General features: G+C 74.9%; 18 protein-coding genes and 1 pseudogene. 11 read left to right on the forward strand and 8 right to left on the reverse strand.

Annotated elements, in window-relative coordinates:
• Positions 1–99: 99 nt before the first annotated feature.
• Positions 100–570, forward strand: coding sequence for a hypothetical protein (locus tag AC156L_RS13095; protein WP_330879738.1), 471 nt, complete (start codon positions 100–102; stop codon positions 568–570).
• Between the two features lie 76 nt (positions 571–646).
• On the opposite strand, the pseudogene AC156L_RS13100 reads toward AC156L_RS13095, so the two are convergent.
• Positions 647–1,192: pseudogene (locus tag AC156L_RS13100) on the reverse strand (hypothetical protein); the annotation flags it as partial.
• Between the two features lie 397 nt (positions 1,193–1,589).
• Here AC156L_RS13100 and AC156L_RS13105 point away from each other — a divergent pair.
• Positions 1,590–1,844 (forward strand): PLD nuclease N-terminal domain-containing protein, encoded by a 255-nt coding sequence (locus AC156L_RS13105; protein WP_330879736.1) that lies wholly within the window; start codon positions 1,590–1,592, stop codon positions 1,842–1,844.
• A gap of 87 nt (positions 1,845–1,931) precedes the next feature.
• On the forward strand, positions 1,932–2,714 hold the full coding sequence (locus AC156L_RS13110) for a DUF899 family protein (protein ID WP_330879735.1): 783 nt from the start codon (positions 1,932–1,934) through the stop codon (positions 2,712–2,714).
• A gap of 42 nt (positions 2,715–2,756) precedes the next feature.
• On the opposite strand, the gene AC156L_RS13115 is transcribed toward AC156L_RS13110, so the two are convergent.
• Complete coding sequence (locus AC156L_RS13115) at positions 2,757–3,401, reverse strand: response regulator transcription factor (RefSeq protein ID WP_330879734.1); 645 nt, start codon at positions 3,399–3,401, stop codon at positions 2,757–2,759.
• A 15-nt stretch (positions 3,402–3,416) separates the two neighbouring features.
• On the reverse strand, positions 3,417–4,529 hold the full coding sequence (locus tag AC156L_RS13120; RefSeq protein WP_330879757.1) for a sensor histidine kinase: 1,113 nt from the start codon (positions 4,527–4,529) through the stop codon (positions 3,417–3,419).
• 315 nt (positions 4,530–4,844) lie between these two features.
• Here AC156L_RS13120 and AC156L_RS13125 point away from each other — a divergent pair, with 315 nt between their 5' ends.
• The 3 genes from AC156L_RS13125 to AC156L_RS13135 all read left to right on the forward strand — a co-directional run bounded on the left by AC156L_RS13125 (position 4,845) and on the right by AC156L_RS13135 (position 10,906).
• Positions 4,845–7,766 (forward strand): AfsR/SARP family transcriptional regulator, encoded by a 2,922-nt coding sequence (locus AC156L_RS13125; RefSeq protein WP_330879733.1) that lies wholly within the window; start codon positions 4,845–4,847, stop codon positions 7,764–7,766.
• Between the two features lie 217 nt (positions 7,767–7,983).
• Complete coding sequence (locus AC156L_RS13130) at positions 7,984–10,605, forward strand: M48 family metalloprotease (protein WP_330879732.1); 2,622 nt, start codon at positions 7,984–7,986, stop codon at positions 10,603–10,605.
• A 103-nt stretch (positions 10,606–10,708) separates the two neighbouring features.
• A complete protein-coding gene (locus tag AC156L_RS13135; protein WP_330879731.1) occupies positions 10,709–10,906 on the forward strand; it encodes an antitoxin in 198 nt (65 codons plus the stop codon).
• Between the two features lie 60 nt (positions 10,907–10,966).
• On the opposite strand, the gene AC156L_RS13140 is transcribed toward AC156L_RS13135, so the two are convergent.
• Positions 10,967–14,155, reverse strand: coding sequence for an NACHT domain-containing protein (locus AC156L_RS13140; RefSeq protein ID WP_330879730.1), 3,189 nt, complete (start codon positions 14,153–14,155; stop codon positions 10,967–10,969).
• A gap of 240 nt (positions 14,156–14,395) precedes the next feature.
• On the opposite strand from AC156L_RS13140, the gene AC156L_RS13145 reads away from it, so the two are divergent.
• Positions 14,396–15,424 (forward strand): GrpB family protein, encoded by a 1,029-nt coding sequence (locus AC156L_RS13145; protein WP_330879729.1) that lies wholly within the window; start codon positions 14,396–14,398, stop codon positions 15,422–15,424.
• A gap of 92 nt (positions 15,425–15,516) precedes the next feature.
• Here AC156L_RS13145 and AC156L_RS13150 read toward each other — a convergent pair whose 3' ends face one another.
• Positions 15,517–16,692, reverse strand: a complete 1,176-nt coding sequence (locus AC156L_RS13150) for an FAD-dependent monooxygenase (protein ID WP_330879728.1) — start codon at positions 16,690–16,692, stop codon at positions 15,517–15,519.
• Positions 16,693–16,778: 86 nt separating this feature from the next.
• Between AC156L_RS13150 and AC156L_RS13155 the strand changes: the two genes are divergently transcribed.
• Entirely contained in the window at positions 16,779–17,690 is a 912-nt protein-coding gene (locus AC156L_RS13155; RefSeq protein ID WP_330879727.1) for a LysR family transcriptional regulator, read from the forward strand.
• Between the two features lie 15 nt (positions 17,691–17,705).
• On the opposite strand, the gene AC156L_RS13160 is transcribed toward AC156L_RS13155, so the two are convergent.
• Together AC156L_RS13160 and AC156L_RS13165 are read right to left on the reverse strand one after the other, a co-directional pair.
• Positions 17,706–18,317: a TetR/AcrR family transcriptional regulator gene (locus AC156L_RS13160; protein WP_330879726.1), complete on the reverse strand. Its 612-nt coding sequence runs from the start codon at positions 18,315–18,317 to the stop codon at positions 17,706–17,708.
• Positions 18,318–18,350: 33 nt separating this feature from the next.
• Complete coding sequence (locus AC156L_RS13165; RefSeq protein WP_330879725.1) at positions 18,351–18,812, reverse strand: nuclear transport factor 2 family protein; 462 nt, start codon at positions 18,810–18,812, stop codon at positions 18,351–18,353.
• Positions 18,813–19,060: 248 nt separating this feature from the next.
• Between AC156L_RS13165 and AC156L_RS13170 the strand changes: the two genes are divergently transcribed.
• Together AC156L_RS13170 and AC156L_RS13175 are read left to right on the forward strand one after the other, a co-directional pair.
• Positions 19,061–21,283: a beta-L-arabinofuranosidase domain-containing protein gene (locus AC156L_RS13170; protein ID WP_330879724.1), complete on the forward strand. Its 2,223-nt coding sequence runs from the start codon at positions 19,061–19,063 to the stop codon at positions 21,281–21,283.
• Positions 21,280–23,097: a glycoside hydrolase family 76 protein gene (locus AC156L_RS13175; protein ID WP_484406879.1), complete on the forward strand. Its 1,818-nt coding sequence runs from the start codon at positions 21,280–21,282 to the stop codon at positions 23,095–23,097. The genes AC156L_RS13170 and AC156L_RS13175 overlap by 4 nt, the downstream gene beginning before the upstream one ends.
• A gap of 31 nt (positions 23,098–23,128) precedes the next feature.
• On the opposite strand, the gene AC156L_RS13180 is transcribed toward AC156L_RS13175, so the two are convergent.
• Positions 23,129–23,512, reverse strand: a complete 384-nt coding sequence (locus AC156L_RS13180; RefSeq protein ID WP_330879722.1) for a VOC family protein — start codon at positions 23,510–23,512, stop codon at positions 23,129–23,131.
• A gap of 120 nt (positions 23,513–23,632) precedes the next feature.
• Between AC156L_RS13180 and AC156L_RS13185 the strand changes: the two genes are divergently transcribed.
• Positions 23,633–24,484 (forward strand): endo alpha-1,4 polygalactosaminidase, encoded by an 852-nt coding sequence (locus AC156L_RS13185; protein WP_330879721.1) that lies wholly within the window; start codon positions 23,633–23,635, stop codon positions 24,482–24,484.
• Positions 24,485–24,507: the final 23 nt, after the last annotated feature.

The raw sequence follows: 24,507 nt of genomic DNA on the forward strand, positions 1-24,507 counted from the left end.
CGCACCTTCCCGAGGTCGAGGTCGTCCGAGCGAGCAACCACCGGGGCACTCCGGACCGTCATAGGGACAACACTCTTCCAAACTCCGCGGAGGCCTCCCTTGCCGACCACCGTGTGCCGCGCCTGCGGCGGAACGAGCAGTCCGCTGCGCTGGGCCTGCCGGTGCTGCGTCGTCGCGACCGGCGAGCGGCTCGACGCGATCCGCGGCCACGCCGTCGCCATCTGCACGGCGGGACCGGTCGACGGGCCGGGCTGCCCCGGCCGCACCGGGGTGCTCCCGGCGCGGCCGGGGGACGGGCTGCCCCTGCGGCTGGACGACGCCGCGCTGCGCGACGGCGACCCGGCCGTGGTGGTGCTGTCGGTCCTGGAGGTCCTGCACCGGATCGCCCGGCACGTCCGGCGCCACCGCGGCGAGCCCGCGCAGTTCCGCTGCACGATCGGCAGCGAGGTCGGCTACCTGCGGGCCAACGCCGAGTGGTGCGCGCACCAGCTGTGGGGGCACGAGTTCGTGGAAGCGGTGCACGGGCTGCACTCCCGCACCGGGGAACGGGCGGGCGCGCTGGTCCGCTGACCGGGTCAGGGATCGTGACGACGATCTTGCCGCGGGTGTGGCCGCGCTCGCCCCCGGCGTGGGCGGCGGCGGTCTCGTCGAGCGGGAGGGTCCGGCTCACCCCCGGGGTGAGGGCGCCGCGCCCGCCCAGCGCGGCACCCGCGCCGAGCACGGCCGAGTCGTGCTCGGCGTGCAGCAGGCGCACGGCCAGCGCGTCGGCGTTCGTGAAGTCGGCGACGGTGACGACCCCGCCGGGGTTCCCGGCGATGCCGACCGGGTCGGCCGGTGAGCCCGAGCCCGCCGCGTCGAGGACGACGTCGACCCCGCCGCCACCCGGTCCGCGAGACCGGGCCCGTAGGTGGTGGGCGTCGCGCCGAGCCCGGTGAGGAACGGGTGGCTCGCCCCGCTCGCGGTCCCGATGACGGTGGCGCCCCCGGCGAGCGCGCCACGGTGCGCGCCGACCCGGTGCCGATGTGCCCGCTCGGACGCCGGAGGGCACCGCGGGCCGATACCAGGGGTCTCCGCGCCGGTCAATGGCGCCCGCTCGACCACCGGGAGGCCCGCCGGGGGGATCGTCGCGGTCCCGCCGTCCCGCGATGCTGGTGGCGGTCGGTGGAACCGGCCTCCCGCAAGGGATTCGCACGTGACCGCGTCCTCAGAGGACTCGCGCCCGCCCGTCGACGTGCCGCGTCGGACGGCGCGGTCGGGCGCCCGGTCGGAGAGGAGACCACCATCGGATCATCGACCGGATCGGGCTGCGCGGCACCCACCCGTCCGCGCGCGGCGAGCAGGCCCACCCGCACGGGCACGGCGTCCAAGCCCCCGGTGCTCCACCTGCCCACGTCACCGAGGTGGACCCCGCCGTGGGACGGGCCGCGCGGCGCCGGGAGGAGGTGACCGCGACGGAGGTGGTACCCCCGCGCGTCGGCCGTACGACTTTCGGCCAACGCGCGGAGGGGAGCACGGGCTGACGCGCGATGACGGCGGGCACCGGCAGTCTCGACGGTGACCGGCTTCTCCCCGATGAAGGAGTGGAACCCATGCTCAACGACCACCACGTGCTCGCCGTCCAGGCCGAGCCCTGGAACTGGGCGGTCGCCGCCGTGATCGTCGCGGTCGTGCTCGGTCTCGTGGTCCTCTTCCTCGGCGCGCTCGTCAGCGTCCTGCGCTCGGGCCTGACCCTCGGCATGAAGGCCGTGTGGGTGGTGTTCGCGTTCTGCGCGCCGTTCCTGGGACCGGTCCTGTGGTTCCTGATCGGCCGCGAGGACCTGGACGCGCGGCGCGTCCACGCCTGACCGCGCCGCGATGATTTCCGGTGGTTTCGCCGGTCTGTTCCTGGTGTTCCGGGACGATGCCCGGAGCGGTACACCACGGAGGACACGATGACGACCACGCCGAACCACCCGACCACCGCGCCGCCCGGCCGCCCGCCCGTCGTCGACCAGGCCACCTGGCAGGCCGCCCGCGACGAACTCCTGGTCCGCGAGAAGGCCCACACCCGCGAGGGCGACGCCCTCGCCGCGGCCCGCCGCGGGCTGCCGATGGTGGAGTTCGACGCGACGGTCGAGGTGGTCGGGCCCGACGGCCCGGTCCCGTTCCTGGACCTGTTCCAGGGCCGCGAGGAACTCGTGGTCTACCAGCACATGTGGTACGACGGCGCGCCGCACCAGGGGCAGTGCGAGGGCTGCACCACCACGGCCTGGCACCTGGGGGACGCCTCCTACCTCAACGCCCGCGGCGTCTCGTTCGCCGTCCTGACCACGGGCCGGTGGGACGAGGTCGCCGCCTACGTCGAGTTCATGGGCCACACCCAGCCCTGGTACTCGGTGCGCGGCCTGGACTGGCCCGTCGGCGGCGGGATGGGCTACCTCGCCTGCTTCCTGCGCGACGGCGACCGCGCGTTCCTCACCTACTCCACCACGGGCCGCGGCAACGAGCGGGTCAACGGGTCGCTCGCCCTGCTCGACCTGACGCCCTACGGCCGGGGCGAGGCGTGGGAGGACACGCCCGAGGGCTGGCCCGAGGGGCGCGACGCGTGCTGGACGTGGCGCTCGGACGCGGACGGGAACCCCACCTGGGGCCCGACCAGCCGCCCGGTGCCGCAGTGGACCCGCCCCGGTGCGACCCCCGTGCGGACCCCGGGCCGCAGCGGTCCCCACTGCTGACGCGCCGCCGACGGCCGCCCGCGGCGGCGGCCGTCGACCCGGTCAGCCCAGCCCGGCGTCGTGGACGACGATGGCGACCTGGGTCCGGTTGGAGACCTCCAGCTTGGCCATCACCCGTCCCACGTGGACCTTGACGGTGGATTCGCTCAGCACCAGCGCCTTCGAGATCTCCGCGTTGCTCAGCCCGCCGCCCACGGCGACCGCGACCTCGCGCTCCCGTGCCGTCAGGGCCTCCAGCCTCGCGACGGCCTCCTGCTTCACACCACCGCTCGCGAACTCCCGCAGCAGCCGCTTGGTGATCCGCGGCGAGATCATCGCCTCGCCCTCGGCCACCCGGCGCACGGCCTGCACCAGGTCGCGCGGCGGGGTGTCCTTGAGCAGGAAGCCCGAGGCGCCCTGCCGCAGCGCGGAGTGCACGTACTCGTCCAGGTCGAACGTGGTCAGCACCAGCACCGGGGGCCCGTCGGGCAGGGACGTGACCAGCCGCGTCACCTCCAGGCCGTCGACCACCGGCATCTGGACGTCGGTCAGCACGACGTCGGGGCGGTGCCGGGCGACCAGGTCGAGGACGGCGGACCCGTCGGGCGCCTCCGCGACCACGGTGAGGTCCGGGTCGGACTCCAGGATCATCCGCAGACCGCCGCGCACGAGTTCCTCGTCGTCGAGCAGGAGCACCTTCACCGTCACGGGCGCGTCATCCGATCACCGGGGGAACCGAGCGGACACAAGGTACCCACCGCCGTCGGTCGGCCCCGACCGGACCGTGCCGCCCGCGAGCGCGACCCGTTCGCGCATGCCGACCAGCCCGTACCCCGAACCGGTCACCTCCGTCCGCGCCGCGCCCGCGGGCCGGTTGGCGACCTCGATCGCCACGTCGTCGTCCGAGGCGGCGACGGTGACCGTGACCGGCGCTCCGGGGGCGTGCTTGCCCGCGTTGGTGAGCGCCTCCTGCACCACCCGGTACGCCGCCCGGCCCACCACGTCCGACGTCTCCGGCACGGCGTCCGGCAGGACGAGGTCCACCTCGGCGCCCGCCGAGCGGAACTCCTCGACCAGGTCGCCGACGCCGTCGAGCGCCGGGCTGTGCCGGGGCGGCGGCGCGTCGGCGTCGTCGCGCAGGACGCGCAGCACGTCGCGGAGCTCGTTGAGCGCGGCGGTGCTGTTGGTCCGGATGACCTCCGCGACCTCCCCGACGTGCTCGTCGTCGGAGGTGAGCGTCAACCCGCCCGCCTGGAGGGCGATCACGCTCACCCGGTGCGCCACCACGTCGTGCATCTCGCCCGCGATGCGGCGGCGCTCCGCGGCGACCGCGCGTTCGGCGAGCAGGTCGCGCTCCCGCTCGGCCTGCTCGGCGCGGTCGCGGAGGGCGGCCAGCAGCGTCTGGCGCTGGAACGTCCAGAGCCCGGCCACCACGGGGAGCGCGATGAACACGATGGTGATCAGCTGAGCCGGGTCCCAGCGGTCGTTCTCGTTCGTCCACACCACGACCTGGACGGCACCGAGCGCCACCGCCGACCCGACCCAGGTGCGCACGGTCGGCCCGTAGCGCGCCGCGGTGCTGTAGACGGCGACCAGGATCGGCACCAGGTACGGGTCGAGCGCCATCCCGACGACCGCCGCGGCCACCGCGACCAGCGGGAACCTCCGCCGGACCACGAGGCCCGCGAACGTGACCAGCGCGCCGCCGACCTCCGCCGCCGTGAGGTCGCTGTTCTGGACGCCCAGCCACGCGACCACTCCCGCCAGCCCCACGTCGAACAGCAGCGACCGCACCCGGCCGCCCCACCACGCCGGCACCGCCCGCGGTTCGCGCATCGCCACGGCGATCACCGTAGCGCCGCCCGCCCCGCCCCGTCGCGGGCCTGGACCGGGGCTCCCCGTGGTCCCCGGTCGGGGTGCCGAGCCGCCGCGCCGGAGGCGACGGAGCGTGCCGACCCGCCCGTGCCGCGGTACCGAACGGTCTGCCGAGATCGGGCATAATCGCTGGCCAGGGCCACTGTGTCACGCACGGTGGTCGACTGAGCCGATCGGGTGACTTCGGTGACGAACCGGAGCCGGACGCCGTGGGCGGCGTCAAACTCCCGCGTTGTCTCCCGGCGCTTCCTGGACGTCGACTCGTGGAGGGTCCCGGTGCAGTTCCGAGTTCTCGGGCCGATCGAGGTGCACGACGACGACGGCACCCTCCTGCCGTCCCCGCCACCGAAGGCGGGCCGCATCCTGGCCGTGCTCGCGGCCGACTGCGGGCGGGTGGTCCCCGTCGACCGGCTGATCGACCTGGTCTGGGGCGACCAGCGCCCGCCGCAGGTCCGCAAGTCCCTCCAGGTCCACATCTCCGGCCTGCGCCGCGCGGGCGTGCCGGTCGAGCACCGGGCGGAGGGCTACCGGCTCGACGCCGATCCCGAGCAGGTCGACGCGCACCTGTTCCGCACGCTGGTCGCCCGCGCAGGGGAGACCCCCGACGCGGTGGAGCGCCGGGCCGTGCTCGGCGAGGCCCTGGCGCTGTGGCGCGGGGCGCCGATGGCCGGGATCGACCGGCTCGGCGGACCGGTGGAGGCGCAGCGGTTGGCGGCCGTCGAGGACGCCGTGGACGCGGACCTCGCGCTCGGCCACCACGCGGACGCCGTGGACCTGCTGTCCGGCCTGGTCGAGGAGTACCCGCTCGCCGAACGGCTGCGGGTGCGGCTGATGCGGGCGCTGGCCGGTTCCGGCCGCCGTCCCGAGGCCATGCGCCTGTTCCAGGACACCCGGCGCCTCCTCGTGGACGAGCTGGGCGTCGAACCGGGACCGGAGCTCCAGCAGACCTACCGCGCGGTCCTGGAGGGCGACGAGCCGGGGGAACCGGTGCGGCGCAACTACCTGCCGTGCGACGTCGGCGACTTCACCGGCCGCGTCGCCGAGCTGGAGCGGCTGACCGGCGGCGACCCGCACGGCGTGTGGTGGATCGAGGGCCCGGCGGGCGTCGGCAAGAGCGCGCTGGCCGTGCACGCCGCCCACCGGCTGGCCCCGCGCTACCCGGACGGGCAGCTCTTCGTGGACCTGCACTCCCTGCCGCCCGCGCCGGGCGTCGCGCTGGACACCCTGCTGCGCGCGATCGACGTTCCCGGCGTGCGGATCCCGGTGCGGCTCGACGAGCGCGCGGCGCTGTGGCGCGCGCAGCTCGCGGACCGCCGGGTCCTGATCGTGCTGGACGGCGTCACCAGCGCCGCCCAGGTGCGCCTGCTGCTGCCCGGTGCCCCCGGCTGCCTCACGCTGATCACCAGCAGGCTGCGTCCCGCCGACCGGCAGGCGCGGCGGCTCACCCTCGACGAGCTGACGTCGGCCGAGGCGGTCGCGCTGCTCGCGGACATCCTCGGCGACGACCGGGTGGCGGAGGAACCGGAGGCGGCTCTGGAGGTCGCGCGGCTGTGCGGCCACCTGCCCCTCGCGGTGCGGATCACCGGCGCGCGGCTCGCGAGCCGCCCGCACTGGCCGGTGTCGCGGCTGGCCGGCCGGTTGGGCGACGAGCGGTGCAGGCTGGACGAGCTGGTCGCCGACGACCTCGCCGTGCGCAGCAGCCTGGAGCTGTCGTACCGGGCGCTCGACGAGCGGGCGCGGCGCGCGTACCGGGCGTTCGGCTTCCTCGACCACCCGGAGCTGCCCGCCGAGCTGGCGTCGCCGCTGCTGGGCGTGCCGGGGCGCGCCGCCGAGGACGTGCTCGACCGCCTGGTGGACGCCCGGCTGCTCGACGTCACCGGCGAGGACCGCTACCGGATGCACGACCTGGTCCGCATCCACGCGCGCGAGCTGGCCGAGGCCGAACCCGACGACGCCGACCGGCTCGCCGCCGTGCGCCGGGTCGTCGTGGCGTGCCTGGCCAAGGTGGACGGCTGCGTGGAACGGCTGATGCCCGCGGTCAGCCAGATGCAGGGGTTCCTCGGGGAGCTGCACGACGACCCGGTGCCGCCCGCGGAGCGGGACGCGTGGTTCGCGGTGGAGGAGCCGCTGCTGATCAAGGTGGTGGAGCGGGCGGCGGAACTCGGTTTCGCGGCGGACGCGTGCGACCTCGCCGAAGCCCTGGTGTTCGCGTGGTTCGGGCTGCGCAACCGGTACGACGGCTGGGAGCGGACCCACCGGGCCGCGCTGGACGCCGTGGTCGAGGCGGGCGACCGCAGGCGCGAGGCCGTGCTGCGGTGCAGCCTGGGGCAGCTGCACTTCAAGCGCGACGAGTTCACCGAGGCCGGTCTGTGGTTCGGTGCGGCGGGGGCGCTGTTCGTGGAGCTGGGCGACCGCCGCGGCGAGGCCATCGCGCTCAACGGCGAGGGCATGGTGACCCGCGAACGGGCGCAGTACCACCACGCGCTCGCCGCGCTCGGCCGCGCGCGGGAGCTGTTGACCGAACTCGGCGACGGCGAGGGCGTGGCGCACTCGCTGTACGGGATCGGCTCCGTGCAACGGGAACTGGCCCGCGACGAGGAGGCGCTGCGCACCCTGCGCGCCGCCGAGACGGCGTACCGGGTGGCGGGCAGCCGACGCGGCGAGGCGCTGGCGGTGCGGGGCATCGGGCTGGTGCACCGCGCGCGGGGCGAGTACGCCGAGGCCGAGCCGTACTTCCGCCGGGCCCACGAGATCGCGTCGGAACTCGGCGACCCGCTGATGAGCTGCTACACCGCGCAGTCGCTGGCGAAGGCGTGGCTGCGGGCTGGCCGGTTGGCCGAGGCCGCGCGGCTGCTGGCCGGGGCGCTGTCGGACTGCCACGAGCTGGGCGACCGGTTCGGCCTCGCGCTGCTGCGGCGCACCATCGGCGAACTCCACCTGGCGGGCGGCGAGGCCGACCGCGCCGTGGTCGTGCTGCGGGTGGCGCTGGCGGGCTGGGACGAGCTGGACCTGCCCGCGTGGCGGGCGCGGACCCTGCGCGACCTCGGTGCGGCGCACGCCAGCGCCGGTGACGGCGGCAGCGCCGCCCGCTGCTGGAGCGAGGCGGCGCTGCTGCTGGAGGGGTTGGGCTCCAGGGAGGCGGGCGAGTCCGGCACCTGGGCCCGGTGGGGCTCCTCACCCGTCGGTCCCCAGGCGTGACGGTGTCCTGCGGGGCACCGGAGAGCCGTGCGGACGGGGGGATCCCGGCGGGACGATCAGAGCCTGACAGCCCTGCCCCGGCGCCGGGGCGGGACCACCGCGCGGACCGCACCCCCGTGGTCCATCGGGATGAATTCGCGGCCGACCCGAACCGGTGGCGGTGCCGTCGAGCCGAAGATGATCGGCGGCACGCGACGCCAGGGCAGGGGAGGCCTCCATGACCGGTCAGCAGGACTCCGGGGAGTTACCCGGCGGGCCGGAGCCGTCCACCGGTCCCACCACCGCGAGGTTCGCCGTCCTGGTCGTCCTCGTGCTGGCGGTCGCCGGGTTCGTGTTCCTGTTCGCCCTGCCACCGGGGATCGTCGCCAACGGCGCCGCCGTGGTCCGCTGCCACGTCGACAGCGGTGTGCCCCTGACCTACGTGCCGCCCCAGACCCTCGACGAGGGCACGGCGATGCGGGTCCCGATGGAGCGCGCGCAGGCGTGCATGGCCGAGTTCATGCCCGCCCGGCTCGCGTGGCTCGCCGCCGGGATGCTCGTCCTGCTGCTGGTGGTCGCGGTCGTCTACCGGCTCCAGCCGTGGTGGCGGATCCGGCGCAACGGCCTGGTGCCCCTCGACGTCCCCGACGGGTCCCCGCTCGCGGCCGAACTGCGGTCGCTGGTCGAGGTGGCCGGACTTCGGCGGGCGCCGACGTTCCTGCTCGACCCGTACTCCTCCCGCGCGGGCGGCGTCGCCTTCGGCCGGGCCGGGCGGCCGTACGTGGCGCTCGACGCGGGACTGGTCGCCACGGCCACCGGCAGGCCCGCGCTGTTCCGCTCGGTCGTGCTGCACGAACTCGCGCACCTGCGCCGCGACGACGTGCCGACGACGTACCTGACCATGGCGGTCTGGCGGGCGTTCGTGCTGGTCGCCCTGCCGGTGTTCGCCTGGGGTCTGGTCGGTCCCGCCCTGCTCGCGGGCGACTCCGCCGAGTGGAGCGCGGAGGGCGTCGGGTTCCTGCTGCGGGTCGCCGTGGAGGTGCTGCTGCTGGCGGCGCTGGTGTACGTGTCGCGCAACGCCGTCCTGCGGGACCGCGAGCGGCACGCCGACGTGATGGTCGCCGACCTGCTCGGCTCCGTCGACTACCTCGCCCACTCGTCCCGGCCGCGCCTGCGCGGGTGGTTCGGCCCCCACCCGCCGTCCGCGGACCGGACGGCCGTGGTGGCCGACCGCTCCCGCCTGCTGCGGGCGGGGTTCGGCGAGGCGCTCGCCTTCGGCATCGCCGCGCAGCTCGGCTGGTGGCAGATCACCTTCGCGGTCGGCAGCGCGGCCGTGTTCACCGGCGAGGTCGCGAGCCACCTGCTGTCCGCGTGGGGCCTGCTGCTGGCGGGGTTCGTCGGCGCGGTGGCGGTCCGGCTGGCCGCCGCTCCGCGGATCACGGCGCGCGCCGTGCTGCTGCCGTGCCTCGGGTTCACGGCGGGGGTGCTGATCGGGTCCAGGACGGGCATCGGGCGGTCGGCGTTCACCCCGCCCGACCTCGCGGAACTGGCCTTCCTCGCCGCGTTCACCGCGGGCACGGCGCTGCTCGTGCGGTGGACCGCCTCGTGCGCGCGCCTCGCCGCCGCGCAGGCGACCCGCGCCCGCCGCGCGTGGGCGGGCCTCGCGATCGGCGGCACCGCGACCCTCGTGTGCACGACCCTGCTGTTCTGGGCGTCGTCCGCGCCCTCCACGGCGAAGGTGGTCCCCGACCTGGTCGGGCCCACGCTCCGGCGGATCTCCGGCCTGGTGGAGCAGGCGGACGGCTCCGGCTTCGACCTGCTCCTGTCCACCGTCGTGGCCAACCCGCTGGTGATGCTCGCGGCCGACCTGTGGAGCGCGGGCGTCGCGGTGGTGCTGCTCTGCGCCGTGCCCCTGGTGCTCGCCCGTCCGGACCGGCGGACCGTCCGGACCGGACTCCTCACCGCCGCCGTCGTCGTGGCGGCCGTCGTGGTGCTCCAGGTGGTGCTGCGGCTGGTGATGAAGTCGGCTCCCGCCGACCTGCGGGCGACCGACGGGTTCGTCTGGATCGCCCGCGTCCGGCAGATCGCTATCATCCTGGTCGCGGTCTTCGCGGCGGCGGTCGTCACGGCCGCGCGCCGCGGCACCGCCGCCGCTGTCGTCGCCGCGCTGGCCACCAGCCTGTTCAGCGCGCTCGCGTTCTGGGGGCTGACGATCGCGGGCGCCTGCGTGAGCGCCGTGCGGCTCACCGAGACCCGCTGCGCCGTGACCGTCCCGTACGTCACCGCGCAGGTGCTGCGCATGGTCCTGCTCGACGGCGTCGTGGTCGCCGTCGTCGGCGTCGCACTGGGCACGGCCGTGCGCCGAGCCCGTGCCGTGCCGGTCCCGGTGGGAGCACCGGGCGGGCGCGCGGCCCTCGTCGCGCTGGCGGCCGTCGCGGTGCTCGTGGTGCTCCCGCACGAGGAGGCGGTCACGCCCACCGCGCCGCCACCGACCACCACCGCCGTCGACGAGCCCGCCGCGCTCCGGGCGTGGTGGCTCGGTCGCGGCCAGGAGGCCGTGTCCGCCGTCGTGTCCGCCACCAGGAAGGTCGACGACGCCATCGGCGCGGGCGACGCCGCCGCGCTCGGCCAGGCGTGCCTTGGCTTGGCCACCGCCGTGGAGACGGGCCGGGGGACCCCGTCGCCGCCCGCCGCGGCGGCCGGTGAGCACTGGACGGGCCTGCTGGACGCCTTCGGCGCGACCGCGGCGGGGTGCCGCGACCTGAGCGAGGGCGTGGCGGGCGCCGACGAGCGGATGACGACCGCCCTGGGCTCGGCGGTGTCGCACGTCAACGCGCTGGTGGACCTCGTCGACGACTGATCCTCGCGCACCATCGGGTGATGCGGCGAATGGAGCAGCGGAAGGCCGGGTAGCCCTCCGGTGAGGCGTCCACACCGGACGCCGTCGAGGGAGGGTCCGAGCCATGGGTATCGGCGACAAGTTCGACGCGCTCAAGGACAAGGCCAAGGACGCGCTGGGCGACCACGGCGACAAGGTCGACCAGGGCGTCGACAAGGCGGGCGACTTCGCCGACGACAAGACCGGCGGCAAGTACTCCGACCAGATCGACCAGGGCCAGGAGAAGGCCAAGGAAGGCCTCGACCGGTTCGGTCAGCGCTAGCTCCGGGCGCTTGACGAGGCCTCCCCCGCCACGACGGGGGAGGCCTCCGCCGCGCGGTCGTCAGAAGCGTCGTCGGCGGCGGGCGGTCGCCAGACCCGCGGTGACGGGGCCGACGAGGTCGTGCGCCAGGTCCGGGTGCAGGCCCGCCCAGTCGGCGAGCTCCCGGTAGTGCTCCTCGGCCTCGGCCCACCGGTTGGCCCTGCCCAGCGCCTTGGCCAGGACGTGCCGGGTGAACGCGGTGACCGGGTGTTCGGCGCCCAGGGTGCCGCGCGCATCGGCGAGCAGCTCGGCCAACGCCTCGGCCGCGTGGTGCGGTGACGGCGCGGCCGTCTCGATGACCAGGCCTCTCTGGGCGATGATCCACTGGTCGACCCGCGCGGTGCGGCGGTCGTCGTGGGCGAGGCCCTCGCGGGCCAGCCGCAGGCAGAGCAGCCGGTCGACCGGATCGCGCACGACGGCGGACAGCCGCAGCAGCGCCTCGGCGGAGGGGCGGGTCGCGGTGGGCAGGGCACGAGCCAGGTCGTCGTAGGCGATGTCGGCCCGCCACGCGGCGAGCAGGCGGGTCCCGCGCCGATCGAGCGAGGCCGCCAGGTAGATCGCCGTGGTCAGGACGGCGGGCTCGTCGGGGGCGCACACCCCGCGCAGCCCCCGCAGCACCCGGTACAGCTCCACCGAGGCCCGCCGGTGGTGCCCGGCCCTGTCCAGGGCGAGAGCACGTCGGCCGCGCTCCACGAGGTCGGCCGCGCCGTCGAGGCCCGCGGGAGGTGCCGGTGGCTCGGGGGCGGGCTCACGCGGCACGGGGGCGAGGGCGAGCCTGTCCTGCAACGCGGCGTGGCGGAACCGGTAGACACCGCCGTGGCGGCGCAGCACCCGCCGGTCCCGAGCGTCCTCCAGGAACCTCAGCGGTCGCCACGGCAGTCGGCCCCGTGCGGCCAGCGCCACGCCCGCGACCACCGACCAGCTCCACGAGCGCAGGCAGACCTCGCGGGCCAGGAACACCGTGACGAGCAGGACGGCCAGCGCGCCCGCGTAGCGGCGGTCCTCGGGGGTGGACTGCGACAGCACCAACGGCAGGGCCAGGACCGAGGCGGCGGTGATCCGCACGACGGAGGACACCAGGTCCGCGCGCAGCACGGCGCGGGGGTGCTCGGCGCGGTCACCTCGCCAGGTGTCGGCGGGCTCCGAGGCTTCGGCCTCGGTGATCGCGTCGGCGTGGACCAGGACGACCAACACCAGGACCACCAGCGCGCCGACCCCGCCCGTCAGTCCGGGGTGGCCGCCGGTCGCCAACCCGACCGCGGCCCCGGCCGCGAAACCGAGACCGGTCAGCACGGCGACGCCTCGCCCGCCGAGGACGGTGGGTGCCCACAGGTCGCCCAACCGGACCCCGGTCGGCGCGTCGGGTGCCGGGCGACCCCAGCGGGAGCTGGACTCGTCGAACAGACCGCACAGGGCGCCCACGCCCGCGCCGCACGCCACACCCGCACAGACACCCGCTCGGACCGCGATCCAGAACAGGGCGCTGGAGTTCTCGTCGGGGAACCAGGTCAGACCCACGAACGCGCCGACCACCGCACCCAGCACGGCGCCCGCGGCGGCGGTGAGCAGCGCGGTGACGACGACGTCGAGGAGGACGTCACGGGCACCGCGCCGCGCGCCGCGCGCGGTCCACGAACTCCGGCGCCACCGCGACGCGTCCCGGTGCCCCACGACCATGCCGGTGGCGACCGCGGCCGCCACCGCACCCAGCAGGGCGCCGACCGCGACCGCGGTGACCGCCGCGGTCGGCGCGGACTGTCCGCTGACCGTCCGCACGGAGTTCTCGACCATCGAGTACGGCACCAGCCACAGGCGGGCGAGGAAGTCGTCCTCGTCGAACGGCGGGTGCTCGGGGAGTGCGCCGATCGCGAGCCTGGCGAGCGCGGTGGCGACGCTGCCGGTGACCAGGCCGGTCAGCGCGCCGAGCAGGAGACCGAAGCGCCACCGGGGCACGAGCAGGTACAGCCGCCACCACGCGATCCCGTGCCGGTCGTCCTCGGACATGCGGGTGGCCAGGTGCTCCAGCCAGCCGTGCACGCGCTCGGGGCTCCACCGCGACCTGGCGTAGGCGACCTGCGGGAAGCGGCCGAACAGGTGTCGGGTCACCGAGTCCGCGTCCGGCAGCTCCAGGAGTTCCCCCGGCGTGCTCCTCGGCGACTCGTAGACCTTCGCGGCGAGCGTGAGCGTCAGCGGCGTCGCCAGTGCCACCGCGACCGGGGACGTCGGGTCGTCCAGGGCGCGCACCACCGGTCGCCACCGCTCGACGTCACCGCCCGAGGGGAAGACCCTGGTCAACCAGCTCACGGCCGCCGCGCGGGGCAGCGGTTCGAGGACGACGGCCGCCGCGTCGCGCACCGCGGTCCCGTCGGCGGGGTAGGCGTCCGTCCTGGAGGTCAGGACGACGGCCTGGCCGTGCCACAGGTCGTCGTTGAGCACCGCGAGGAGGTCTCCGCGCCGCGCCGGGGCGACCTCGTCCAGTCCGTCGAGCAGCAGCACCAGCCGGTTGGTCTCCCGCAGCGCGGTGGCCAGGTCGTCGGCACTCGGGCGCCGTCGGCGGGTGCGCAGCTCGGGGAACTGGTCGACCACGCCGTCGGTGACCCAGTCGGTGAAGTCGCGGCCCTCGGGCCAGGTGCTCAGGTCGAGCAGGACCGGCACGGCACGCCTGTGCTCGGCCGAGTCGAGCAGGCCGCGGGCGAAGGTGTGCAGCCAGTCGGTCTTGCCCGCGCCGCCGTCGCCGCGGACGACCAGCCGCCGGGAGGGGACCCGGTCGAAGACGCGCACGTACTCCAGCGGATCGCCGGTGCCCGTGCCGAGGGTGGCGAGGTGGACGCGGTGGCGGCTCGCGTCGGGATCGGAGCGCCACACCTGGGGGAGCGCGGGCAGGCCGGGGAACAGGCGGTTCTCCCGCACGTGCCGCCGCACCCGCGCGTCGAGCCGCCCGCGCAACGCCTCGACGGCCTGGTCGAGGCGGGCGGGCTCGGCCAGCATCGCCTCCACCGACGCGGCCCGGCGGCGGGGTGCCTCCTGGACGACGAGCAGCACCGCGGTGAGCACCCACAGGACGATCACCAGGGTGTAGGCGTGCGGTCGGAGCACGTCCAGCGGCGGGGGAGCGGATTCACCGGTCGCGACGTTGATCACGATCGCGGTGAGCGTGGCGAGGGTGCTCGTCGCCAGGCCCGTGAGGACCACCCCAGCCGGCACGCGCATGGTTCCAGTGAAGCGTCGATGACCTGTCGTGGACGAGGAGTGTCGCCCTATCGGGCGTACCGGCCCGACTCGGTCACCCCACCCTGCCCGCGTCGGGTCCCGCGCCTCGTGCGCGGCGGGCACCGTCGCGGGCTTCCAGTCCTGGACCAGCCGCCTCGCCACCGGGCTCGTCGTCCGGCGCACGACCACCAGGGCGCCCCCGCGACAAGCAGGTCCCCGCCCAGCCCGGCGCGGGAGGGGGTGCCTGTCCACCAGCCCGTCGCGCAGGCGTGGAACACCCGCCGCACGGGCGTGAAGGGCCTGATGACCTGGTCGATCGACTGGGACGGGTCGAAGGGCCGCACCTTCCGCACCAGCGGGGAGGTGTCGCGGGGCCGGTGGGCACGACCGCGGGCGCGGGCCGCTCGACCTGCGCCCGCGGCGCGGTTGGTTAGGGTTCGGGGCATGTTGACGGTCGGGATCGTGGGTGGCCAGGACGCCGAGACCGCCGCGTCGCGGCTGCGGGCGCTGGGGGTGGCGGCCGTGCTGGGGTCGGGCTCCGCGGTCGCGTTCCGGATCGCCACGTCCGACACGTCGGGCGACACGCGGTTCGTCGACGCCGTCCTCACCGCCGACGAACCGGTGCACGCCCAGGTCGAGCGACTGTGGTCCACGCGGCTGCGCCCGTGGTCCGAGGCACTGGCCGGGAGCGCGCCCGGCCGCCGTCCGCCGCGCGTCGTGGACCACGACCCCCGGTGGGAGTGGGCCGGACGGCGGGGGATCGACCGGGTCCGGTCCGCGCTGACGGGCCTCGACCCGGCCGGGGTGTTCCGCTACGACCACATCGGCTCGACGTCCGTGCGCGGACTGGACGCCAAGCCGTTCATCGACCTCCAGGTCCGCGTGCCGCGCCTACCGGACCCCGAGGACGTCGACCCGGTCATGGCCGCGATCGGCTTCCTCCCCGGCACGGGCGTCCACCGCGACCTCCCGCGCGACCCCGAGGTCGCGGCCGACGACGTGTGGGCCACGCGGCTGTTCGTCTCGCCGGACCCGCTGTCCCCGACGATCGTCCACGTCCGCCGCCTGGACTCGCCGCGGGGCGACCACACCGTGTGGTTCCGCGACTGGCTGAAGGCCCACCCCGACCAGCGCGACCGCTACGCGGAGGTCAAGGCCGCCGGTGCCGCGGAGCACGCGGGCGACACCGACCACGACGACTACACCCGTGCGAAGACCGTCTTCTTCGACGAGGTCCACGAGGCGTTCGAGCAGTGGGCGCGTCGCTAGCGCGGTGACAGCACCGGGCAAGCGCGCGGTGATCACCGTTCCCCTGAGCGAGACCCCGCTGCTGGTGGCGGTCGTCCGCACCGGCACCGGGGTCAGCGCACCGCGTAGTCCTTGAGGGCGAACGGCAGCGTGAGGCTCCCGAAGTCCGGGAGGTCGTCGTCGGCCGCGTCCCGCGGCGCGGAGTTCAGCTCCAGCGCGATGTCCTGGTTGCGGACGGCGTAGTCGCGCAGGGCGTCCTCGTAGGCCGCCAGCCCCCTCGGCAGGTCGTCGCGGTGCGCCGCGAGTTCCCCGGCCAGCACGTACGCGCCGACCATGCCGACGCTGGTGGCCTGCCCCGTGCCCAGGGAGACGGCGTACCCGGCGTCGCCGACCAGCACGACCCGCCCGCGCGACCACCCGTCCACCCTGACCTGGCTCAGCCGGTAGAAGTGGAAGTCGTCGGCGTCCATCATGTGCTCCACGATCCGCGGGACCACCCAGCCGCCGTCGGCCACGCGGTCGGCCAGCAGCCGCTTCTGGCCGTCGACGTCGCGCACGTCGCCGACGGCCTCCGGAGCGCTGAAGCCGAGGTAGGCCCGCGCGGGCTCGTCCGCGCTCAACCCCATCACCAGCGCGCCGATGAACGGGTCCTCCCGCTGGTACACCACCTCCCAGCGTTCGAGACCGAGGAAGTTCGGCATGCTGAACACCGCCACGTGCAGGTCGCCGAACTCCCGCACGAACCGCTCGTCCGGGCCGAAGGCGGTGCGCCGCACCCCCGAGCCCACCCCGTCGGCGCCGACCACCACCTCGAAGCGGCGGGGTGCGGCGGTGGCGAACGCGACGTCGACGCCCGACCCGTCCTGGACCAGCGAGGTGACGGAATCGCCGAACAGGTGCTCGACCCGGTCGCCCACGGCGTCGCGGAGCACCCGGCACAGGTCGTCGCGCAGGACCTCGACGTCGGGGCTGTCGAGCCGGCCGCTAGTCAGGGTGCCGGTGGTGCTGCGGAAGGTCTCCCGCCCGGAGGAGTCGACCACCGCGATGCCCGCCAGTCTCGTGGCCCGGTCGCGGAGCGCGGCGGCGACGCCCATCCGCTCCGCGACCTCCAGCGCGGGCCCGCGCACGTCGACCGCGTGGCCACCCGGCCGCGGCCGGGGCGCCACCTCGACCACCGTGACGTCGAAGCCGTGGCGGTCGAGCCAGTAGGCGGTGGTGAGGCCGGAGATGCCCGCGCCGGAGACCAGCACGCGCGGGCGATCGGGGGATTCGTGGTTCGTGGAGTTCACGAGAACGACCGTAGGCAGCCCTGACCGAGCTGTCCAAGACATAGAATGACGACTTGTGATGCTCTCAAGGCAACGGTGCTGACGCCGTGGAACTCCGCCACCTGCGCTACTTCGCGATCATCGCCGAGGAGCAGAACTTCCGGCGCGCCGCGGCCAGGCTGCACGTCTCGCAGTCCCCGCTGAGCAGGCAGATGAAGGACCTCGAAGAGGAGATGGCCGTCGAGCTGTTCGAGCCGGACGGCCGCGGGATCAGGCTCACCGCCGCCGGGAAGGTCTTCGCGGACCGGGCCCGGAGCATCCTCGCGAGCGTCGACGCGGCGGTGGAGGAGGCCAAGGGCGTCGCCGACGGCAGGCTCGGCACGGTGGTCATCGGCTTCGAGCAGGGGGCCACGTTCACCGGCGCGCTGGCCTCGCTCATGGCGGCGTTCCGCAGGCGCGCCCCGCGCGTCGGGCTCCAGCTCGTCGCGATGACCGGCGCCCAGCAGTGGAACGCCCTGCGCGACGGGACGATCTCGTTCGCCTACGGGACGAGCCGCCCCGACGACGACGCGCTGGTCTCCCTGGAGATGACCAGCGACCGGCTCGGGCTGCTGCTCGCGTCCGACCACCGGCTCGCGTCCCGCGCGGAGGTCCGGCTGCGGGACCTGGTGGGGGAGCGGGTGGTCCTCGAACCGCGCGAGGCCAACCCCGGTCTGCACGCCGACGTCGTGGCCGCCGCCCGCGCGCACGACGTCGCGCTCGGCGCGATGGCGGAGGTCCCCGACCTGGAGGCGCTGCTCGCGCTGGTGGCGGTGGGCGACGCGGTCACGTTCCTCGCCCGGCGGACGGCGGACCTGGTGGCCCCGCTCAGCTCGATGGTCTGGCGCCCGGTCGCCGACCTCGACGTCGCGCTGTCCGACGTCGTCACCTGGCGGGTGAGGGACGCGGCCACGCCCGTGGTGCGGGCCCTCGTCGAGAGCGCGGAGGAGGTCCGGCCGCTGCTGAGCCCCGACGCCTGACGGCGTGCGCCCCGGTCAGTCCGGGTGGCGGACCAGCGACGCGAGGACGACCTCCCGCGTCGCACCGACCGTGGCGGAGAAGGCGGCCGGGTCCCGGCCGATGCGCTCGGCGCCCGAGCGCATGGCACCGGACAGCAGCTCCACGACGAGGGGCACGTCGCCGACGTCGCGGAACTCCCCGCGCGCGACGCCGTCCCGGACGACGGCCTCCACCTCGACGACGATCGCGTGGAACGGGCCGTCCGGCCCCTTCGGCACCTCGGCGACCAGCGGACCGGAGCCCGGTCGGAACATCAGCTGCATGGCCTGGTCCGTGGACGCCTCCAGGACCGCCTCGACGATCTCCCGCACCCGGTCCGCGGCCGGGTCCGCGGACCGGCGGGCGATCGAGGAGACCCGGTCCACGACGGGCGCGCACGCCCGTTCGGTCAGCGCCAGGACGAGCGCCCCCTTGTCGCGGGCGTAGTTGTACAGCGTGTTGCGCGCGAGCCCGGCCCGAGCCGCGATGTGGCCCATGGTGATCGAGTCGTAGTCGCGTTCGAGCAGCAGGTCGCGCACCGCCCCGGCGAGGTCGGACCACACCATCTCGTGGTGCTGTTCGATGCTGGCTCCCCGGATGCGCGGCACCCGATCATCCTCCTCCACCGGCGCCGAGGGCCGCTAGCGAGCCGTGGCGGCGCTCGCCAGGTGCTGGTTCTCCTGGTGCGCCGCGGTGAGCGTGACGTGGCTGAGGCGCCAGCCGTTCTCCGTGCGGACCGCCTGGTCGTCGTAGAAGCCGACCACCAGCCAGCGGTTCGGGCCGTCGCCCGCGACCTCGGCCGGGACCCAGTGCTCGGCGCGGACGTGCGCGTGGATCGTCGCGGTGTCGCCGTCGACCTCGACGACGTGGCCGGTGATGGCGTGGTGGGTCGCCGTGAAGGGGGCGAAGGCGCCGCGGAGGACCTGGACGTAGTCGGCGAGCGGCACGGTCATCGGGGGGATTCCCGCGACGGACTCGAAGTCGAGCGTCACCGGGTCGGTGAAGACGAGGCCGGGCAGTTCGGTGTACTCCTTCAGGTCCGCGATGTCGGCGTAGCGGCTGAGCAGTTCGACGAGGTCGGCGCGGTCGGCGGGTGAGGTCATGGGAAGTCCTTCTCCACGGGGTCGGCGGCGGTCGCGCCCTTTACGCGACAACCTGTCGTAAACATTACGACAGATTGTCGTTAAAACCGGCCCCGTGTGACCCCGTTCACGGCCCGCTGTCGCTCCCACCTGCGCTTTCCCGGCGATTTACATCGTTGGCACAACGTTGTAAAAACGCTACGCTCCGATCAGCCCCTCTTCGTGCTCGACACCTCAGGCCGCACCCACCCCGCACCGGGAGCACAGCCATGTCGATTCCACGCCGAACGTTCCTCCGAGGCGGTCTGCTGACCGCGGGCGGGGCGCTGGTGGTCGAGCGCGCCGCCACCGCGCGGGCCGCCACCCCGCACCACCCCGTGAACCGCCCGCCCCCGCGCCCCTCCTCCTACCTGCGCCTCCCTCCGGGCGCGGTGCGCCCGACCGGGTGGCTCGCGACCCGGCTCGACCGCCAGGTCACCGGACTGACCGGGCGCTACCAGGAGTTCTCCCACTTCCTCCGCTTCGCCGACACGGGCTGGACCCGGCCCGACCTCGACGGCTGGGAGGAGGTGCCCCACTGGCTGCGCGGCTACGGCGACCTCGGCTACGTGACCGGCAACGAGCGCGTGCTCGGCGACACCGAGCGGTGGATCGACGCCATCGTCGCCACCCGGGCCTCCGACGGGTACTTCGGGCCGTCGAGGCTGCGCACCGCGCTGAACGGGCACGCCGACCTGTGGCCGCACATGCCCGTGCTGCACGCCCTGCGCTCGTGGGCCGAGCACCGCGGCGACACCCGGATCGACGGGATGCTGACCCGGTACTTCCGGTTCGTGGCGGCCCAGCCCGACGGGGTGTTCTCCGACGGCTGGGGCGCCACGATCGACGTCCTCTACTGGCTGTTCAACCGGACCGGCGACACCGCCCTGCTCGACCTGACCAGGCGCGTCCACCAGCACTCGGCGAACTGGGTCGACCGGATCGCGAGCCCGCACAACGTGAACTTCGCGCAGGGGTTCCGGGAGCCCGCGCAGTTCTGGCAGCTCTCGGGGGACGACCGGCACCGGGCGTCCGCCCACCGCACCTACGACTCGGTGATGACCTCCTACGGGCAGTTCCCCGGCGGCGGGTTGGCGGGCGACGAGAACTCCCGGCCCGGCTGCGGCGACCCCCGGCAGGGGTTCGAGACGTGCGGGGTCGTGGAGTTCATGGGCAGCCACGAACTGCTGCTGCGCACGACCGGCGACCCGGTGCGGGGCGACCGCACCGAGGAGCTGGCGTTCAACCTGCTGCCCGCCTCGCTGGACCCGCAGGGCAAGGCCGTGCACTACGTGACCAGCGCGAACGGGGTGCGCCTCGACAACTCCCCGAAGAGGCGGCGGCAGTTCCAGAACGGGTTCGCGATGCAGGCGTACGTGCCCGGTGTCGACGACTACCGGTGCTGCCCGCACAACTACGGCCAGGGCTGGCCGTACTACGTCGAGGAGATGTGGCTCGCCACGCCCGACGGCGGTCTCGCCGCCGCGCCGCGCGGACCGTCCCGCGTCAGCGCGAAGGTGGGGGACGGGACGGTCGTCACCGTCGTGGCGGACACCGGCTCCCCGTTCACCGACACCATCACGTTCACCCTGACCACGCCGAGGGCGGTGGCCTTCCCGTTCTCCGTGCGGATTCCGGGGTGGTGCCCGAACCCGGTGCTCACGGTCAACGGGACCGCGGTGGCGGCGCCGGGCGGCCCGCGGTTCGCGTCGGTGGACCGGACGTGGACGACCGGCGACCAGGTCGTGCTGCGGCTGCCGATGACCCCTCGGACGAGGGTGTGGACGCGCAACCACAACGCGGTGTCGGTCGACCTCGGGGCGCTCACGTTCTCGCTGCGCGTCGAGGAGCGGTGGAACCGGTACGCGGGCAGCGCCGACTGGCCGGAGTACGAGGTGGAGCCGGGCTCGGCGTGGAACGTCGGCCTCACGCCGGACCAGCGGTTCGTCGTGTCGTCCGGCGGCTCGCTGACCGACCCGTTCACGCTCGCGACCGCGCCCGTGCGGATCAGCGCCCGCGTCCGGGACATCCCGGACTGGGAGGTCGACAGCGAGAACGTCGTCGGCACGCTGTCCGACGGGCCCGTGGCGACCACGGGGGCGGAGCGGACCGTCGAGCTGGTGCCGATGGGAGCGGCCCGGCTGCGGATCACCGCGTTCCCGCAGACCGGCGGCACCAGGACGTGGGGCACGCCCGGCGTCCTGTGCCGGGTGCAGAACGAGAACAGCGACAAGGTCCTGTCCACGTCGGACGCTCGGGTCGTGCAGTTCGCCGACGACGGGGGCGCCGACCACCGGTGGACGCTGGTCGACAACGGCGACGGGTGGTTCCGGCTGAGGAACGTCCACTCCGGCAAGGTGCTGGCCGTGGACCGGATGTCCACGGCGGACTCGGCGAGGGTGGTGCAGTTCGACGACAGCGGCACCCCCGACCACCTGCGGAGGCTGTCGTGATCAGGGGTGTCGTCGCGTCGCTGCTCATCACCCTCGCCCCCGTCGCACCGCCCAGCACCGACACCGGCCCCTCGGCGGCGGCCGTGGTGTGCGTGCTGTCCTGCGACACCCTGGACCCCTCGCGGGCGCGGCAGGAGACCTTCCCCGTGCCGGAGCGCCGGGTCAACGGCCGCCGGGTCGTCCTGCACGTGTCCGACGCCGACGGGATGGGCTGGGCGTCCGTCGACGGCGGCGTCACCGGCGACGGGGTCTGGCTGGACCGGTCCTGGGACGGCGGCGCCACCTGGGAGGGGCTGCTCGGCCGGGCGACCGTCCCCGGCTCGTGGACCGGGACCAGGACGCTCATGTACAACGTGACCGATCCGGTGGCCCACCAGCGCGGCCTGCTGAGGGCCTGCGGCGACGGCGCGGGCGTGGTGTGCACGGACTGGATCTACCCGACCGTGTGCGACGTGACCTGCGACCGCACCGACGCGGGCCAGGCCGACGGCGACACGCAGCCGGTGCCGTCGACCACGCTGTTCGGCCGGGTGATCCGGCTGCACGTCGACCGGAACGCCATGGCCTGGGGCACGATCGAGGCAGGCGGACCCGGTGACGAGGTCTGGCTCGACCGGTCGTGGGACTCCGGCGCCACCTGGCCGGGCGGCTCCTCGCTCGGCCGCACCGGCGTCACGGCGGGGGCGGGCACCCGCACCGCGATGTTCGCCACCCGCGACCCGCGCGGCAGGCACTACGGCGGCGCGGTCCGGGCGTGCGGCCGGGAGGCCGCGCACGCGCAGGGGAGCTGCACCGCCTGGGCACGCCCGACGCCGACCCGCACGGCGGCGGCGGCCGACGCGCTGGCCTACTCCTACGACCCGTACACGGCGTGGTGGCCGAGCAGCTGGTGGAACTCGGCGGCGACCCTCACCGCGCTGACCGCCTACGCCGCCCGCACGGGCGACCACCGGTACGACTGGATGATCGCCCGCACCTTCGACGTCAACCGCGGCCCGTTCGCCGCGGGCCAGCGCGGCTCCGACCCCGTCGAGGGCGACTTCATCAGCCGGTCGATCGACGACACGGCCTGGTGGGGGCTCGCGTGGATCGGGGCGTACGACCTGACCCGCGACACCCGGTACCTGTCGATGGCCACCACCATCGCCGCCTACGTCCACCGGTTCTGGGACACCGGCACGTGCGGCGGCGGCGTGTGGTGGGACCGCGAGCGCACCTACAAGAACGCGGTCACCGCGGGCCTGTACCTGCGGCTCGCGGCGGCGCTGCACAACCGGACGCCGGGCGACACCCTGTGGGCGCGGCGGTCGAGGACGGCGGCGGACTGGTACCTGGCCAGCGGGATGGTCAACGCCTCCGGCCTGGTCAACGACGGCCTCACCGCCGACTGCCGCAACAACGGGCAGACGGTCTGGACGTACAACCAGGGGCTGGGCATCGGCGGACTCCTGGAGACCTGGCGCGCGACCGGTGACGCGCGCTACCTCGCCGAGGCCCGCCGGCTGGCCGACGCGGGCACCACCAGCCCGGTGCTCGTGGTCGCGGGTGTGCTCACGGAGTCGTGCGACACCGGAACGCGGGCGTGCGACGACAACCAGAAGCAGTTCAAGGGCGTCTTCGCCCGCTACCTGGCCGACCTCGCGCAGGTCACGGGGTCGGCGGCCTACCAGCGGTTCGGCGAGGCGCAGTCCGACTCGATCTGGACCGCCGACCGCGACCCGCTCAACCGGCTGGGGCAGCGGTGGGCGGGCGGCAGCCCCAACCAGGTCGACTGGCGAACCCAGGCCAGCGGCCTTGAGGCGCTGACCGGGTGACCCCGGCGTCGCCCGGCCCGGCGCGCACGGGTCAGGCGACGCAGAACTCGTTGCCCTCGGGGTCGTTCATCACGACGTGGCCGAGGCGCCCGTCGTAGAGCTCCTCGCCCACGACCGTCGCCCCGGCCCCGACCAGCTCCACCACCTTCGCCCTGATCAACCGCTCCCGCTGCGCCAGGTCCCACGGCGGCTCGCCCGCCACCCGGACGTCGACGTGCACCCGGTTCTTGGCCGACTTCGGCTCGGGCACCCGGAGGAACCCGATCGCGGGCCCCACGCCGTCGGGGTCGACGATCGACGCGCCGTCCGGTGCGTCGTAACCGGGTTCGTCCACGTAGCCGAGCGCGAAGGCCCAGAAGGCGGCGAGGCGGTGGGGATCGGCGGCGTCGCAGCCGAGCGTCCAGTGCGTGGCCATGCCGACGAGGCTACGTCGAAGACCGCCGTCGGACCCGCTGCTCGGGTGAAACACCCCTCGCGGGTCCACGGCGGTCAGTAAGGTCTCGCCAGTCCGTTCGAGACCTCACCGGGGAGAGACGTGGTTCCACCGCTGCGGCAGTCGTTGGGAGTGGTCACCGCCGCGCTGGCGGTCACCGCCTGCTCGGTGCGGGCGCGGCCCGCCCAGGTCGGGGAGGTGTCGGTGCCCACGTCGTCGTCGGTCGCGGTGCGGACGTTCCCCGAGGGCGCGGCGGCCGACTACCAGCTCGGCGGCGCCTACCCGCCACCCGCGGGCGTCACGGTGGTGGTGCGCGACAGCACCGCCGAGCCCGCCGAGGGGCTCTACAACGTGTGCTACGTCAACGCGTTCCAGACCCAGCCCGCCGACCGCGACCTGTGGCTGGGCGAGCACGCCGACCTCGTCCTGCGCGGGCGGGACGGCAGGCCGGTCGTCGACCCGGACTGGCCGGACGAGATGGTCCTCGACACCTCCACCGTCGAGAAGCGCGCCCGGCTCGCCGTGATCGTCGGCACCACCGTCGGCAGGTGCGCCGGCGCGGGCTTCGACGCCGTGGAGTTCGACAACCTCGACTCCCACACCCGCTCCTCCGGGGCGGTCACCGCCGAGAACAACCTGGCCCTCGCGGCGCTGCTCGTCGAGTCGGCCCACGACAAGGGGCTGCTCGCCGGGCAGAAGAACGCCGCCGAGCTGGGGGAGCGCGGCAAGGACGAGGTCGGGTTCGACTTCGCCGTCGCCGAGGAGTGCGTGGCGTTCGAGGAGTGCGAGCGGTACACCGCCGTCCACGGGAAGCGGGTGCTGGCCGTGGAGTACACCGACAACCTCCCGCCGGGCGGGGCGTGCGCGGCGCCGGAGCGCCCGCGCTCGACCGTCGTCCGCGACCGCGGCCTGGTGCGGCCCGGCGAGCGCGGCTACTCCTACCACCGCTGCTGACGTGCGAACGCCGGCCGGGCGGG

The organism is Umezawaea sp. (assembly GCF_057122925.1).